The sequence below is a fragment of the Streptococcus oralis genome (assembly GCF_001578945.1).
In the GTDB taxonomy this organism is placed as follows: domain Bacteria; phylum Bacillota; class Bacilli; order Lactobacillales; family Streptococcaceae; genus Streptococcus; species Streptococcus oralis_Q.
Genome location: NZ_KQ969550.1, coordinates 225,526 through 240,846 on the forward strand (window position 1 = coordinate 225,526; position 15,321 = coordinate 240,846).

Here is a 15,321-nt window from a genome sequence, read left to right on the forward strand (position 1 = left end):
AACTCTTTTCACAAAGGAAGCAACCGAAAAACTTAAAAAGGCAAGGACATTCTCCTCATCTTTTCTAACATAATCCAAACTAAGCAATACTAGCAAGGAGATTCTCTAGCTCCTCCTTGGTCAAGCGACGCCATTCTCCTTGTTCTAAGTTCTCATCCAAGGCTAAAGTTCCCATCGTCAAACGTTGTAGGTCCACCACTTCCTTGCCACAGTAGGCCACCATTCGTTTGACCTGGTGGAACTTCCCTTCTGCAATGGTTACACGAACCAAACTTTGATTTTTTTCTGGATCTACCGATACAAGTTCCAGTCTAGCCGGCTGACAAGTAAAATCCTTGAGCGGAATGCCCTTGGCAAATGTCTCCACATCTTCTTGGGTCATAATTCCCTCGACATGTGCCAGATAGGCCTTATCCACATGACGTTTTGGTGAAAGAAGAGCGTGAGCTAGTTTGCCGTCATTGGTCAAAAGTAGGAGACCATGCGTATCGATATCCAAGCGTCCTACTGGGAAAACTTCCTTGGTCCGCGCTAAGTCATCCAACAAGTCCAACACCGTTCTGTGTTTAGAATCCTCAGTCGCTGAAATAACGCCTTGGGGCTTGTTCATCATGTAGTAGACAAACTCCTCGTACTCTAGCACTTGACCATCAAAGCAAATCTCATCTCCTTCTTCATTGATCTGGAGTTTAGCTGATTTTTCTTTTTTACCATTTACCATCACGCGCCCAGCCTTGAGCAAGTTTTTGACTTTTGTCCGACTCCCTACAGCGCAGGCTACTAAAAATTTATCTAATCTCATAGAACTATTATATCATACTCAAAAGGAGGCTGGTACAATGACCAACCTCCTTTTCGTTTCATACTCTTCAAAAATCAAATTCAAACCGCGTCAACGTCGCCTTGCCGTACTCAAGTACAGCCTGCGGCTAGTTTCCTAGTTTGCTCTTTGATTTTCATTGAGTATCAGATTTAGGAACTTAACTTCCTCGTCTCCAGAAAATAGCTAAGACAATCATAGCACCCAAAACAGCAGGAATAACAGCTGTTCCCGCTAAAATTGGTCCCCAAGTTCCAAAGAGCAGGTGCCCCAGAAAGGCACCAATCCAACCGAGGAACATCTTCCCAAAGCATCCCATACGTTCTCCACGATTGGTCAAAGCACCTGCCAAGAGTCCCACTAGGAGACCAACAAACATACTTCCTAGCATTGTAACTCCTTAAATAGACCAGTCTCCATTACGGAAGAGGGGTACGCGTGTTCCATCCTCACGGATACCATCGATATCCATTTGACTAGAACCAATCATAAAGTCCACGTGAACATCTGAACGGTTCAGCCCTGCAGCTTCAAGCTCTTCTTCGCTCATCTCTGCTCCACCAACAATGCTGGTCGCATAGGCTGCACCGATAGCCAAGTGGTTTGAAGCATTCTCATCGAAAAGGGTGTTGAAGAAGGTAATGCCTGACTGTGAAATTGGACTTGGATCTGGTACCAAGGCACATTCACCCAAGGCACGAGCGCCCGCATTTTCAAAGACAAGATCCTTCATAACCTGATCACCCTTTTCAGCAGTAATGTCAACGATTTGTCCATCCTTGAAGGTTACTTTAATGCCTTCGATGATATTTCCGTTGTAGCTAAGTGGTTTTGTAGAGGTTACATACCCATCTGCACGACGGAAGTCAGGAGCCGTAAAGACTTCTTCTGTTGGCATATTTGGCAAGAATCCTTCGCCCTGTGCATTGATGGCACCAGCTGATTCCCAAACGTGGTTCTTAGGCAAGCCAAGTGTCAAATCTGTTCCTGGTGCTGTGTAGTGAAGGGCTGAGAATTGTTCCTTATTGAGCATATCTGCCTTGCTCTTGAGGATGGCTGCATGTTCTTCCCAAGCCTTAACAGGATCTTCTTCGTAGACACGGCAAGTTTTGAAGATTTGATCCCAAAGGAGATCGACTGCTTCTTCATCGCTCGCAGCATTTGGAAAGACTTTCTTAGCCCACTCAAGTCCAGCTGCAGCTGCTACAGTCCAGCTAACCTTGTTGGATTGCGTTGCGATACGCATTGGCTTCATCGCAACTCCCATAGCTTTAGCAGAAGCTGAAAGTTTGTCAGCATCCACTCCGTTCAAGGCACCTGGATCAGAAGAGCGGACACCGAGACGACTTGCTTTATTTTCAAGGAGATAGTTCATCTCAGCAATCTTGTATTCGGGCACATTGTCCAATCGATCCATCGGTGCATGGAGGAATTTCTCACGATTGATCACATCATCTGTCCACTGGACGATGACTTCATGTGCACCGAGTGCATAGGCTTCTTTCACGATCAAATGCGCCAATTCACGTTGCTCCACATCGATTGAGAGAGCCAAAGTGTGACCAGGTTGCACGTTGATTCCGTTCGCAACCAACAATTTGGCATATTTTTCTAGATTTTCTTTAAAATTTGGTAAAACCATTTTGTTTTTCCTTTTCTTTTGTTATTTCTCTTTAAACAAGGACAACAGGCTAACCGTTGCCACCGTGCCGCAAATCAAAGCGGTCATTCTCAAAATCGTATCAGGGTCAAGATCCAGCTGGTAATCAAACACCTTTTGCGCTGGCTTATCCTGAGCGGAAATGGTAAGTTTCATAAAAATCTCTTCCTATATTTTAGAAAAATTCATCAAACAAACTCAACTGGTTATCCTCTGGCATATTGCCGAGGATCCCCATTTCATCCATCTTCTCAACCAAGGTCGATGAAAGCCCACCGCGTTTGCGTAGTTCTGTCTTAGAGAGGAATTCACCCTCTTCACGCGCACGCACCAACTGCTTAGCAACGTTCTCTCCCAGACCATCCATTGCTACAAATGGTGGGATGAGGGTATCTCCATCAATGATGAATTCAGTCGCATCACTACGATAGAGGTCTAACTTGCCAAACTTAAAGCCACGTTCCCACATTTCATTGACAATCTCAAGAGTTGTATAGAGGTCAATTTCCACATTAGAGGCTTCATTATTCTTCCGTTTTTCAGCGATTTCTTCCATTCTACGCTTAATGGCATCCAAGCCCGCACCCATGGTCTTGATATCAAAGGCCTTGGCGCGGATAGAGAAGTAAGCACAGTAATAATAAATGGGATGGTGAACCTTGAAGTAGGCTACACGCAAGGCCATCATAACGTAGGCCGCCGCATGGGCTTTAGGGAACATATACTTGATTTTCCCACAAGACTCGATATACCACTCTGGCACCTTGTTGGCCTTCATGGCTTCGATATAGCCATTTCGCTCCTCTTCGGAAATCTTCAGCCACAAACCTTTACGCACCCGTTCCATGATGGTAAAGGCTATCTTAGGTTCGAGACCCGCATGCATGAGGTAAACCATGATGTCGTCCCGACAACCGATAACGGTTGATAGATCCGCAATCCCTTGCTTGATCAGATCCTGGGCATTTCCCAACCACACATCGGTACCGTGGGACAGACCAGACAGCTGAAGTAACTCCGCAAAAGTCGTCGGATGCGTTTCATCGACCATCCCACGTACAAAGTTTGTTCCAAACTCTGGAATTCCCAGCATACCCGTCGGAGTGCCGATTTGCTCAGGTGTTACCCCTAACACATCAGTCCCTGAAAAGAGGGCCATCACGCCTTCATCATCCATAGGAATTTCATTAGGATCAATACCAGACAAGTCCTGCAATTTCCGAATCATGGTCGGATCATCATGCCCCAGCACATCGAGTTTGAGGACGTTCTCATCGATATCGTGGAAGTTAAAGTGGGTCGTCTGCCATTCAGCCGTCACGTCATCCGCTGGATACTGAACAGGCGTAAAGTCATAGACATCCATGTAGTTAGGAATAACTACGATTCCTCCCGGGTGTTGTCCTGTAGTCCGCTTGACACCAGCAGCACCTTGAGCAAGGCGTTCCACCTCTGCATCGCGATAAAACTTCCCATAGTCTCTCTCGTAGCCCTTTACAAATCCATAGGCAGTCTTGGCAGCAACTGTACCAACCGTTCCTGCACGGAAGGCATATTCCTCACCAAAGATATCACGTACATCCAAGTGGGCGCTAGGCTGGTCCTCTCCCGAGAAGTTCAAGTCAATATCGGGAACCTTGTCCCCATCAAAACCTAGGAAGGTCTCGAACGGAATATCCTGCCCATTTTTGCTGAGTTTGTGACCACACTTTGGACAATCCTTATTGGGCATATCAAACCCTGAACCGTAAGAACCATCCGTGATAAACTCGCTGTACTGACACTGGCTACAAACATAATGAGGAGAGAGAGGATTAACCTCTGTGATCCCGATCATAGTCGCAACGAAACTGGAACCAACAGACCCACGGGAACCAACTAAGTAGCCCCGTTCATTGGAACGTTGTACCAGCATCTGCGATGCCAGGTAAATCACGGCAAATCCATTCCCCAGAATAGAAGTTAGTTCTTTTTCAATCCGCAAATCAACGATATCTGGCAGCGGATTTCCATAAATCTCAAAAGCTTTCTTATAGGTCAATTCAGCGACCGTTTCTTCAGCCTTGTCTATGAAAGGCGTGTACAAGTCACCCTTAACAACCTCAACAGGCTCAAAGATATCTGCCAAGGCATTGGTGTTTTCAATAACCAGTTTACGAGCCAGTTCCTCACCCAAGAAGGCAAATTCATCCAACATCTCATTGGTTGTTCGAAAATGAGCTTTCGGAAGAGGAGCTGGTTGGGCATGTTCACCATGACCGATGGTTCGGTTAATCATAGCCCCCTGGCCCAAACTACGGACGATAATTTCGCGATAAATCTCTTCTTCCGGTTCAATATAGTGAACATTTCCCGTAGCCAATACAGGCTTACCAAGACGGTCCCCGACCTCTATCAAACTCTTGATAATGGTCTGGAGCTCCTCCATATCCTTAACCTGCTCTTTAGCAATCAATGGTGCATAGATAGCTGGTGGCATGACCTCGATAAAGTCATAATACTTGGCCACCTCAACCGCCGCATCCACACCTTGGGAAACGACTGCGTCAAAAACTTCACCTTCTGAACAGGCTGAGCCCAAAATCAAACCTTCCCGATGAGCATCTAGAACCGTTCTCGGAATCCGTGGTACCCCTTCAAAGTACTTGGTATTGGACAAAGAAACCAGCTTAAAAATATTTTTTAAACCAACTTGATCCTTAACATAAATAGTCGCATGCTTGATTCGAGCTTTTTTATAAGAGTCTGGACTAATCAAATCAATGTTGAGTCTAGCTAGGTCGGTCACACCATGTTTTTCTGCTACCTCTTTGATAAAGATGAAAAGTAGACGACCAGTAGCTTCCGCATCGTAGTTGGCCATGTGGTGGTGTTCAAGTGCTACACCAAAACGCTTGGTCAAAGGCCCCAAACCATGACGTTTATACTCAGGATAGAGATTTCTAGCAAACTCCAGCGTATCAATAACTGGCTGGCTAATCTTAGGCAAACCATGACGCTCATAGTTGGCATTCATAAAGCCAACGTCAAAGGTGGCATTGTGGGCAACTAATACTGTATCCTTGCAAAATTCTTGGAATTCTTGCAAAACTTGTTCCAGTGGTTTAGCATTTTTGACATGATCATCTGTAATACCAGTCAACTCAGTAGTAAAGGCTGATAATGGATGCCCGGGATTGATAAATTCATCAAATTCAGCAATAACATTTCCCTTATACATCTTAGAAGCCGCAACCTGAATCAAGTCATTATAGATGGCTGAAAGTCCCGTCGTTTCAACGTCAAAAACCACGTAGGTTGCTTCTGACAAGTCCATCTCCACTTCGTTGTAAACGATAGGAACACGGTCTTCAACGATATTGGCTTCCATTCCATAGATCAGCTGAATTCCTGCTTTCTTAGCTGCCTTGTAGCCATGTGGAAAGGACTGAACATTCCCATGGTCCGTGATGGCAACCGCCTTGTGTCCCCACTTAGCAGCTGTCGCAACGATCTCCTCTACCTCTGGTAGAGCATCCATGGTCGACATGTTAGTATGAGCATGAAACTCAACCCGACGCTCATCTTCTGGCATCAAATCCTTCCGCTCATAGTGAACAACTTCCTGCACATCCTGGACATTCATGGTCAAATCGCGTGTGAAGTTATTCATCTCCACATTCCCACGCACTCGGAGCCAAGAATTCTTCTTAATAATGTCAAACTTCTGAGCTTCTTCTTCATTCTTAACCCATTTTTGCATAGAGAAGCTTGAACTATAGTCCGTCATCTTAAAGTTGATCAAAACGCGACCTGTTCTGGTCACTTTATGCTCGACATCAAAGACTACCCCTTCAAAGACAAGACGATTTTCCTCAGTTGTCACGTCAATCATCTGGGTAACTTCAGCCTTATCTAGTTTAGGCTTGGCCGCAGCTTTTTTAGCCTGAAAATCAAAGACCGGTTTCTCTTCTACTGGAGGAGGAGACATTTGTTCCAGTTGCTCCATAGCCCGCAAAGCCTCTTCATTGGCAGCCTGGACAATTTGTTCATTCTCCGTATGGAAGGCTTTCTCCTGCTCTTGTGTAAGGGCATCATTCTTTTCTATCTGGCATACAAAGGCTGGGAAACCAAACTTTTCGAGTTGTTTTGCTAGATTAGGAAGATGATTCTTCTTAAAGTGTTCCTTATCAATCGCCTCTGAACCTTCAATAAAGAGATGATTTCCCTCCGCACGAACTTGCAGATTTTGATAAAGAGATTTAAAGCCTTGACTAGCACATGGACCTTCAGAAAAAGCTTCTCTATAGTAGGCCTGCAAGAGTTCATTAGAGAATTCTTGAGAAAGAGCCTTGATTTCGAAAACAGCTCGATTCCCTGTCTTAGAAAATTCTTCACTAAGCCCTTTCTTTAACTCTAAAAAGATTTCAATCGGTAAAATATTAGAAAATACAAAATGAAATTCCCAAACCTTACTAATTTTATGAACCATAACACGCTCAATACTTGCATCAACAAGAGCAGGATCCTGTCTCAGCTGATCAGAGATTCCTATTTGATTCATTAAGATTTCAAACTTACTTGACATTCAATTTCCTCACATTATTCTCTTACTATTTTACCATAATTAAAGAAAATATATAGCCAGTACCATTTCCCTTACGATTTAGATGGAAAGATTTTATCATACTTGTAGTAGATAAAACTATACTGATTCGTAGTCACATATTAAAAAGTGAGATGAACACCATCTCACTCTTTTTATTTTTAAAATCCATTATGGTCGCTAAGCTCTTTGAACCAGTGGCCTGATTTTTTCAAGCGACGTTCTTGTGTTTCCAAGTCAAGCTCAACTAGACCATAGCGGTTTTTATAGCTATTGAGCCATGACCAGCAGTCGATAAAGGTCCAAATCAAGTAGCCCTTACAATTGGCTCCGTCTTCAATAGCACGGTGGAGTTCACGAAGATGCCCTTTGACAAAGTCGATACGATAGTCGTCTTGAATCATGCCATTCTCACGGAACTTGTCTTCCCCTTCAACCCCCATGCCATTCTCTGTCAACATCCACTCGATATTACCATAATTTTCCTTGATATTTTGAGCGATATCATAAATCCCCTGCTCGTAGATTTCCCAACCGCGGTGAGGATTAATTTTACGGCCCGGCATGACGTAAGGTTCGTAGAAATGCTCTGGCAAAAGCGGGCTATCAGGATGTTTAGCAAAACGCGGCGCCATGACACGCAAAGGTTGGTAGTAGTTGACCCCAAGAAAATCAACTGTATTCTCGCGAATGAGTTCTAACTCTTCAACAGTGTACTCTGGTAGCAAATCATGCTCAGCTAAAATCTCTACCAACTCCTGTGGATAAGCTCCCAAGACAGACGGATCTAGGAAAGATTGAGCTTGAACAAGATCTGCAATGCGCGCAGCCTTGACATCCGCAGGATGCTGGCTACGTGGATAAGCAGGCGTTAAGTTAAGAACAATCCCAATCTTGGAATCAGGCAAAATCTCATGACAGGCCTTAACCGCAAGACTACTAGCCAGTTGCGTATGATAGGCAACCTTAACCGCTGCTTTGGCATCTACCTTGTGAGGATAGTGGGCATCGTAGAAATAGCCGAACTCCACAGGAACGATGGGTTCATTGAATGTAATCCATTGGTCCACCAAGTCACCGTAAGTTTCAAAACAAAAACGAGCATAGTCTTCATAAGCCTTGACAGTTGCCTTATTTTCCCAACCATCGCCGTCTTCTTGGAGGGCAAAAGGCAGGTCGAAGTGATAGAGATTGACTAAGAGACGAATCCCCTTGGCCTTAATAGCTTCAAAGACCTGACGGTAGAAAGCCACCCCTTGAGGATTGACCTCTCCACGACCTTGCGGGAAAATACGAGACCACTGGATAGAAGTTCGAAAGGCTGTATGCCCAGTCTCTACCAAAAGCTCAATATCCTTTTCCCAGTTTTCATAGAAAGTTGATGTTTTGTCAGGTCCAATCCCATTGTAGTAGCGATTGGGTTCCACCTGATACCAATAATCCCAGAGATTATCTCCTTTACCATCACCTGGCACTCGTCCTTCTGTCTGTGGTCCAGAAGTGGAGGAACCCCAAACAAAATCCTTTGGAAATTTTAGCATAGCTTTACCTCTTCATTTACTCATTTTCCCCATTATATAGAAAAAACAAGGTAAAAACTAGTACCATTTTTGCCTTGTTTTTCTTCTGATTATAGTTTTATTTCTTGCCGAGGATTTCAAGCGTTTCAAGCAAGTTGTCTGCATGAACTTCGATGGTGTCACCAGTCGCCTTAATCTTAACTTCTACGATGCCATCGGCTGCTTTCTTCCCAACAGTGATACGAATCGGCAAGCCAATCAAGTCGCTATCGCTAAACTTCACTCCGACACGTTCGTTACGGTCGTCTGTCAAGACTTCGTAACCAGCTCCCATCAAGCTTGCTTCAAGTTTCTCTGTCAAGGCTTGCGCTTCTTCATCTTTGACATTGACAGTAATCAAGTGCACATCAAATGGTGCCAATTCTTTAGGGAAGTTAACTCCCCAAGCATAACGGTATTCACCTTTAGGCGTTTTGTTGACAAAGAGGCGAGCGTGTTGTTCCATAACTGCTGAGAGAAGACGGCTAACACCAATACCGTAACATCCCATGATGATTGGCACAGCACGGCCATTTTCATCCAAAACATCTGCGCCCATACTTGCTGAATAACGAGTTCCGAGTTTAAAGATGTGACCGATCTCGATACCACGGGCAAAGTTTAGGACACCTTGTCCGTCTGGTGAAATTTCACCCTCACGAACTTCGCGGATATCCACGTATTCTGCAGTAAAATCACGACCTAGGTTCACACCCGTCAAGTGGTAGCCATCTTCGTTAGCCCCCACAACTGCATTACGAACATCTTGTACCTTACGGTCTGCAATGATTTTCACATTTTCTGGCAAACCAACTGGACCAAGAGAACCAAAGCCTGCTGGGATGACACTTGCCACTTCTTCTTCGCTAGCAACGTCAAAGAAATCTGCACCCAAGTGGTTTTTCAACTTGACTTCGTTAAGTTGGTCATTTCCAACTAGAAGGGCAGCAACAAGTTCTCCATCTGCCATGTAAAAGAGGGTTTTGATTGTTTGCTCTTCTGGCACGTTGAGGAAGGCTGCCACTTCATCGATGGATTTAACACCTGGAGTTTCCACTCGAGTCACTTCTTCTTCCGCAACGACACGGTTACTTGGTTTGTACTCGTTTGTTGCCATTTCTAAGTTAGCTGCATAGCTAGACTCACTTGAGTAGGCAATGGTGTCTTCACCAGAAACCATCCATTTGAGCAATTCTGCCTTGATTTCTTCTTGCACTTCTGCAGGAATCTCATCAAATGAGGCAACAGATTTGTCCAAGACAACCCAGCGGTCGAGGTCTGTACGGGCTGGTGTAATGGCCATAAATTCTTGGCTATCCTTGCCACCCATAGCGCCACCGTCACCGATGATGGCCTTGAAATCCAAGCCACTACGAGTGAAAATACGTTCGTAGGCCGCCTTGTACTCGTCATAAGTCACATCCAAACTATCGTAATTAGCATGAAAACTATATCCGTCTTTCATGATAAATTCACGCGTACGGAGAAGGCCGTTACGTGGGCGTTTTTCATCACGGTATTTCGGTTGGATTTGGTAAAGGTTGAGTGGCAATTGCTTGTAAGACTTGACAGAGTCACGAACAATAGCTGTAAAAGTTTCTTCGTGTGTCGGACCTAGGATAAAGTCTGACTTTTCACGGTTTTTCAGTTTATATAGGTCTTCACCATAGGTTTCATAACGGCCTGATTCACGCCAAAGATCGGCACTGAGAAGGGCAGGAGCCAACATCTCCACCGCACCAATCTTATCAAACTCTTGGCGCATGATATTTTTAGCCTTTTCAATCACACGGTTAGCAAGTGGCAGGTAAGAGTAAACACCGGCAGAAACTTGACGAACATAACCAGCACGCAACATGAGAGCGTGGCTGATAACTTGGGCATCGCTTGGCATTTCGCGAAGCGTTGGGATTAGCATTTTACTTTGTTTCATAATATTCCTCGATTATCTAAAAGAAGAGTCGCATAATGTCATTCCAGGTCACAGCAATCATCAAGACAACCATGATGACCACTCCTGCCAAGGTGACATAGGTTTCAATTTCTTGTTTCAATGGTTTGCGGCGAATAGCCTCTAGGATATTGAGCACAATCTTACCACCATCCAGTGCTGGAATCGGAATAAGGTTAAAAATCCCGATATTGATGGAAATCATAGCTAGGAAGTAGAGGACATTCTCAATTCCATTTTTAGCAGCATCGCTACTTGCCTTAAAAATAGCAACGGGACCACCGAGTTTGTTCAAATCTGGATGGAAAATCAAGTTTTTCAGAGCCGAAAGGATACGGAGCCCTGAGTCAGCAGCGGTTGTAAATCCACCAACAAACATGGATAGAAGGTCTGACTTGACCCCCGGTTGAACCCCGAGAATATAACGTCCTTGATTCTCTTCTGGAGTCACCGTGACTTGTTTTTCGCTACCATTTTCAGAAATGGTCACATCTAAGGTCGGGGCTGTCTTGTCCTTGGTATCTGCTTCCACAGCCTGGGTCAAGTCTTGCCAATTCTTAACCTCATGCGAGCCGACCTTGGTAATTTGAGCTGTCTCAGCTACACCCACCTTAGCCAAAGCTCCCTCAGGCATGACGTGAAAGAGATTGGTTTGAGTATCTCTAACACCGCCCTGCAAAAAGATCAAGATCCAAAAAACAATAACACCTAAGATAAAGTTATTCATAGGACCTGCAAAGTTGGTGATGAGCTTGCCCCAGATAGAAGCATTTTGATACTGTACATCCAAAGGAGCGATGCGCACTTCAGTTCCGTCTTCTTCAACAACCGTTGCATCATGATGCACTGTAAAAGACTTTTCTTCTTCCAGGACCAACCCCTTGATAAAGAGCTTGTCTTCAAAATCAAACTGGGTTACCTGCATAGGAAGAGCCGTTTGATCCAGTTTCTTCCCTGAGAGGTTGATCCGTTTGACCTTACCATCATCAGCAAGTGTTAAACTGACTGGAGTTCCTGTCTTGATTTCTGTCGCATCATCACCCCAGCCAGCCATACGAACATAGCCTCCTAGAGGAAGGATTCGAATGGTATAAGCAGTGCCATCCTTACCGATATGGGAAAAAATCTTGGGCCCCATACCAATGGCAAATTCACGAACTAGAATGCCTGATTTCTTGGCAAAATAAAAATGTCCAAACTCATGCACCACCACGATAATCCCAAAAACGAGGATAAAGGTTAGCAATCCAATCATTCAATATTCCTTTCTTTAAAACAGGCCAAATAAGTGCATCATTGGAAACACAATCAGCATGCTGTCAAAGCGATCCAATACACCACCATGTCCAGGGATAAATTTTCCAGAATCCTTGACACCGAAATGGCGTTTCATAGCACTCTCAATCAAGTCACCAAACTGACCTGCCACACTGAAGAAGGCAGCAAAGAGACTCATTCTATAAATTCCATAAGGGAGAGCAACTGTGCTGTCCACTAACATGAAAATCACTGTTATCAGTACCGCACCTAGAATGCCCCCGACAAACCCCTCAATACTCTTATTAGGAGAAACTCTCGGAGCCAACTTATGCTTGCCAAAATTCATTCCCGCCAGGTAAGCTGCACTATCTGTCGCCCAAACGATAAAGAGGGCAAGGAGAACTTTATCAAATCCAGCTATACGAGCATCTAGTAAGGCATTAAAACCAAAGCCTACATAAAAACTCACAGCAATCGGAAAGGCAGCATCCTCAATCGTATAGCTTTTACTGAAAACAGTCGTCCCTAGCATAATCGTAATCAAGACGCTGTAGGCAACCACATTTCCATCAACAGGCAAGAAAGTTAGATAATTTTCTAAAGGGATTGTGAGGGCAAAGGTCGCAAAGAGAGTCAAAGCCCCCTCAATGGTCATAGTGTTTAGTCCCTTCATCTGCAAGAGTTCATGGACGCCCAGCATGGCTAACAAACCAATCCCTATCTGCAACAAGAGTCCACCCACAAACAGGACTGGAAGGAAAATAGACAGGGCCAATACCGCAAACAATGTTCTCTTTTGTAAATCTTTGGTCATATCTTCTTCTAAATTCCTCCAAAACGGCGATTGCGATGGTTAAAAGCAGCAATAGCTTCCTGCAAGGCGGCTTCATCAAAATCAGGCCACAAGGTATCCGTAAAGTAAAGTTCGCTGTAGGCTGCTTGCCATGGCAAGAAATTACTTAAACGCAACTCACCACTCGTGCGGATAATCAAATCAGGATCTCGCAAATCCTTTGGCAGGTGTTGCGTGAAAAGATAGTCCCCTATCATATCTTCTGTAATATCACCAGGATTGATTTTGGCATCTAGAACTTCCTGAGCCAAGCTCTTAAAAGCCTGCGTAATTTCAGCACGACCACCATAGTTAAGCGCAAAATTGAGAATCAAGCCCGTATTGTTCTTTGTCAACTCCTCTGCTTTTTTCAAAGCTTCAAAAGTCTGCTTAGGCAAACGGTTCGTCTCTCCAATCATCTGAATCTTAACGTTATTTGCGTGCAATTCAGGGACATAGTTGTCATAAAACTCGACTGGCAAGTTCATGATAAACTTGACTTCTTGATCTGGGCGTGTCCAATTTTCCGTTGAAAAGGCATAAACAGTGATGATCTTAACTCCCATCTTGTTAGCTGCCTTGGTCACCTTTTGGAGGGCTTCCATCCCCGCCTTATGACCAAAAACCCGTGGTTGCATCCGTTTTTTAGCCCAGCGGCCATTCCCATCCATGATGATGCCGATGTGAGCAGGAACCTGTGTTGGAACCTCAACTTCTACAGCTTTATCTTTCTTAAAAAATCCAAACATGATCTTATTCCTATTCAAAAATCTATCGTTTCATTATACCATATTTCCCTATTTTCTTCTATCGCTAAGTTATTAGCTCTCCTTACAGACAAAAAATAAGCCGCCTGATTGGGCGACTTAATTTTATAGGGAGATTATTATGAAAAAGTTTTAGGAGTTTAAGTTAAGTTTCTCTTAACTTATGAACTCAGTATACCGTCCCTAACTTAAATTTTTCTTAAGTTTTTTGAGAAATGAGAACTTTAAAATAAGATTGCCCACTTGAGTGTACGAAAAGTATATCAAATAGCCAATCTAAGTCTAAAACCTAGCTTTTTCTGAAAGTCATTTCAAGCTGACACCTTTTTGCCATAGTTTATAGATTTGAACTTTGTTTTCATAAGTTAATTTCATAATGTACTTATCTATCAAATCATGTATTCTACACTGTAGGTAGCATCCGACAAGATACGAGCCAAAAACTGCTTGGTTCGCTCTTCCTGCGGACGACCAAAGAAATCACGTGGATTGTTCTCCTCTACGATACGGCCTCCATCCATGAAAATAACGTGGTTAGCGACATCCCTAGCAAATCCCATTTCATGCGTGACGACCACCATGGTCACACCTTCTCCCGCCAACTGTTTCAGAACATCCAAAACATCTCCAACCAACTCAGGGTCTAGTGCAGATGTTGGTTCATCTAGCAAAATCACCTCAGGCTTGACGGCAATAGCACGCGCAATTCCTATTCGTTGTTGTTGCCCTCCAGATAGCTGGGAAGGGTAGTAGTCTTTGTAGGCCAGTAAACCAACTTTTTCCAAGGCAGATTCTGCACGTTTAAGCGCTTCTTCCTTAGGTACTTTACGAGCCACGATTAGGCCTTCCAGAATATTTTCCAGAGCAGTTTTATTTGCAAAGAGATTGTAGTGTTGGAAAACAAAGGCTGTTTTTTGGCGAATTTCTAGAATATCTTTCTTGCTTAATTTGGCTAAGTCATAGGTCTCTCCTGCCAAGGTCAAACGGCCACTGTCAGCTTTTTCTAAGTGATTGAGACAACGGAGAAAGGTCGTTTTCCCCGAACCTGATGGTCCCAAAATAACGACAACATCCCCTTGGTTGACCTGGAGATTGACATCCTCCAGTACCTGCCTCTCACCAAATGTTTTTGCGATATGTTCTACTTGTAACATCCTGTCCTCCTATACAAAACGCGCGCTAGATGCTTTTGCGCCCTTTTCTTTCTTTACATAGCCTTTCTCCAATACTGAAAAGCCCCACTGAATCAAGCCACAGATCAAAATATACTGTAAAAAGATCACAAAATAAGATTCAAAATACTGGTAACCGTAAGACGCTTCCACACGAGCAATAGCGGTGATGTCCTTGATGGTCATGACAAAGACCAGAGATGTCCCTTTGACGATATTGATCACCAGATTGGCCAAGTTAGGTAAGGCCGAGCGCAAGGCTTGAGGAAAAACGATCCTTAGATAGGCCTGTGTCGTAGTCAACCCAATCGCATGCGCTGCCTCTAATTGCCCCTTGTCCACAGTCAAGATAGCTGAACGTAAGATCTCCGACAAACTCCCGACCGTCATCAAACTATAAATGATGAAGGCATAATAGAGAGGATTAAGCTTGAAAATATCAAGGTCACTTCCTATGCTTTTGAGAAATTGGTTCAACAAACTTGGAAACAAACTATAAAAGAAGAGAATTAATAAAATCGGAGGAGTCGCTCGGATAAAGGCCAGATAAACCAGAGAAAAACTCCTCACCCCTCGAATCTTATAAATCTGTCCCAAGGCCAAAAATAGAGCCGGTAAAAAACTTAAGACCATAGCCACAATCATGATGATCAAGGTGGTCGGTACACCTTTCAAGGTCTCCAGAAAGGTCTTTGCAATATAGTCTATATCCATT

12 protein-coding genes are annotated in these 15,321 nt (G+C 44.0%); all 12 read right to left on the reverse strand.

From position 1 onward, the window contains the following. Nucleotides 1-79: 79 nt before the first annotated feature. On the reverse strand, nt 80-802 hold the full coding sequence (locus tag SORDD16_RS01090) for a pseudouridine synthase (RefSeq protein WP_061452018.1): 723 nt from the start codon (nt 800-802) through the stop codon (nt 80-82). Between the two features lie 178 nt (nt 803-980). Then, the gene (locus SORDD16_RS01095; protein ID WP_061452019.1) at nt 981-1,211 is read right to left on the reverse strand and encodes a GlsB/YeaQ/YmgE family stress response membrane protein; all 231 of its coding nucleotides are present in this window, start codon (nt 1,209-1,211) and stop codon (nt 981-983) included. Between the two features lie 9 nt (nt 1,212-1,220). After that, nucleotides 1,221-2,462, reverse strand: a complete 1,242-nt coding sequence (locus tag SORDD16_RS01100; protein ID WP_061452020.1) for an aminopeptidase — start codon at nt 2,460-2,462, stop codon at nt 1,221-1,223. Between the two features lie 21 nt (nt 2,463-2,483). Next, entirely contained in the window at nt 2,484-2,636 is a 153-nt protein-coding gene (locus SORDD16_RS11270; protein ID WP_049477769.1) for a hypothetical protein, read from the reverse strand. Between the two features lie 19 nt (nt 2,637-2,655). Further along, a complete protein-coding gene (locus SORDD16_RS01110; protein WP_061452021.1) occupies nt 2,656-7,047 on the reverse strand; it encodes a PolC-type DNA polymerase III in 4,392 nt (1,463 codons plus the stop codon). 179 nt (nt 7,048-7,226) lie between these two features. Then, nucleotides 7,227-8,606, reverse strand: a complete 1,380-nt coding sequence (locus SORDD16_RS01115; RefSeq protein ID WP_061452022.1) for a glycoside hydrolase family 1 protein — start codon at nt 8,604-8,606, stop codon at nt 7,227-7,229. Nucleotides 8,607-8,703: 97 nt separating this feature from the next. Next, nucleotides 8,704-10,557: a proline--tRNA ligase gene (locus SORDD16_RS01120; RefSeq protein ID WP_061452023.1), complete on the reverse strand. Its 1,854-nt coding sequence runs from the start codon at nt 10,555-10,557 to the stop codon at nt 8,704-8,706. A 16-nt stretch (nt 10,558-10,573) separates the two neighbouring features. Further along, nucleotides 10,574-11,830 (reverse strand): RIP metalloprotease RseP, encoded by a 1,257-nt coding sequence (gene rseP / locus SORDD16_RS01125; RefSeq protein ID WP_061452024.1) that lies wholly within the window; start codon nt 11,828-11,830, stop codon nt 10,574-10,576. Between the two features lie 15 nt (nt 11,831-11,845). After that, nucleotides 11,846-12,649: a phosphatidate cytidylyltransferase gene (locus SORDD16_RS01130; RefSeq protein ID WP_061452025.1), complete on the reverse strand. Its 804-nt coding sequence runs from the start codon at nt 12,647-12,649 to the stop codon at nt 11,846-11,848. A gap of 8 nt (nt 12,650-12,657) precedes the next feature. After that, nucleotides 12,658-13,416 (reverse strand): isoprenyl transferase, encoded by a 759-nt coding sequence (locus tag SORDD16_RS01135; RefSeq protein WP_061452026.1) that lies wholly within the window; start codon nt 13,414-13,416, stop codon nt 12,658-12,660. A gap of 407 nt (nt 13,417-13,823) precedes the next feature. Continuing rightward, nucleotides 13,824-14,588, reverse strand: coding sequence for an amino acid ABC transporter ATP-binding protein (locus SORDD16_RS01140; RefSeq protein WP_061452027.1), 765 nt, complete (start codon nt 14,586-14,588; stop codon nt 13,824-13,826). 9 nt (nt 14,589-14,597) lie between these two features. Then, the gene (locus tag SORDD16_RS01145) at nt 14,598-15,320 is read right to left on the reverse strand and encodes an amino acid ABC transporter permease (protein ID WP_061452028.1); all 723 of its coding nucleotides are present in this window, start codon (nt 15,318-15,320) and stop codon (nt 14,598-14,600) included. Between the last annotated feature and the right edge of the window lies 1 nt (nt 15,321).

Excerpts from the sequence above, each read along its gene's own strand:
- SORDD16_RS01090 (WP_061452018.1), bottom strand. The coding sequence starts at position 802 with ATGAGATTAGATAAATTTTTAGTAGCCTGCGCTGTAGGGAGTCGGACA.
- SORDD16_RS11270 (WP_049477769.1), bottom strand. The coding sequence starts at position 2,636 with ATGAAACTTACCATTTCCGCTCAGGATAAGCCAGCGCAAAAGGTGTTT.
- SORDD16_RS01130 (WP_061452025.1), bottom strand. The coding sequence starts at position 12,649 with ATGACCAAAGATTTACAAAAGAGAACATTGTTTGCGGTATTGGCCCTG.
- SORDD16_RS01145 (WP_061452028.1), bottom strand. The coding sequence starts at position 15,320 with ATGGATATAGACTATATTGCAAAGACCTTTCTGGAGACCTTGAAAGGT.
- rseP (WP_061452024.1), bottom strand. The coding sequence starts at position 11,830 with ATGATTGGATTGCTAACCTTTATCCTCGTTTTTGGGATTATCGTGGTG.
- SORDD16_RS01095 (WP_061452019.1), bottom strand. The coding sequence starts at position 1,211 with ATGCTAGGAAGTATGTTTGTTGGTCTCCTAGTGGGACTCTTGGCAGGT.
- SORDD16_RS01140 (WP_061452027.1), bottom strand. The coding sequence starts at position 14,588 with ATGTTACAAGTAGAACATATCGCAAAAACATTTGGTGAGAGGCAGGTA.
- SORDD16_RS01100 (WP_061452020.1), bottom strand. The coding sequence starts at position 2,462 with ATGGTTTTACCAAATTTTAAAGAAAATCTAGAAAAATATGCCAAATTG.
- SORDD16_RS01135 (WP_061452026.1), bottom strand. The coding sequence starts at position 13,416 with ATGTTTGGATTTTTTAAGAAAGATAAAGCTGTAGAAGTTGAGGTTCCA.
- SORDD16_RS01115 (WP_061452022.1), bottom strand. The coding sequence starts at position 8,606 with ATGCTAAAATTTCCAAAGGATTTTGTTTGGGGTTCCTCCACTTCTGGA.
- SORDD16_RS01120 (WP_061452023.1), bottom strand. The coding sequence starts at position 10,557 with ATGAAACAAAGTAAAATGCTAATCCCAACGCTTCGCGAAATGCCAAGC.
- SORDD16_RS01110 (WP_061452021.1), bottom strand. The coding sequence starts at position 7,047 with ATGTCAAGTAAGTTTGAAATCTTAATGAATCAAATAGGAATCTCTGAT.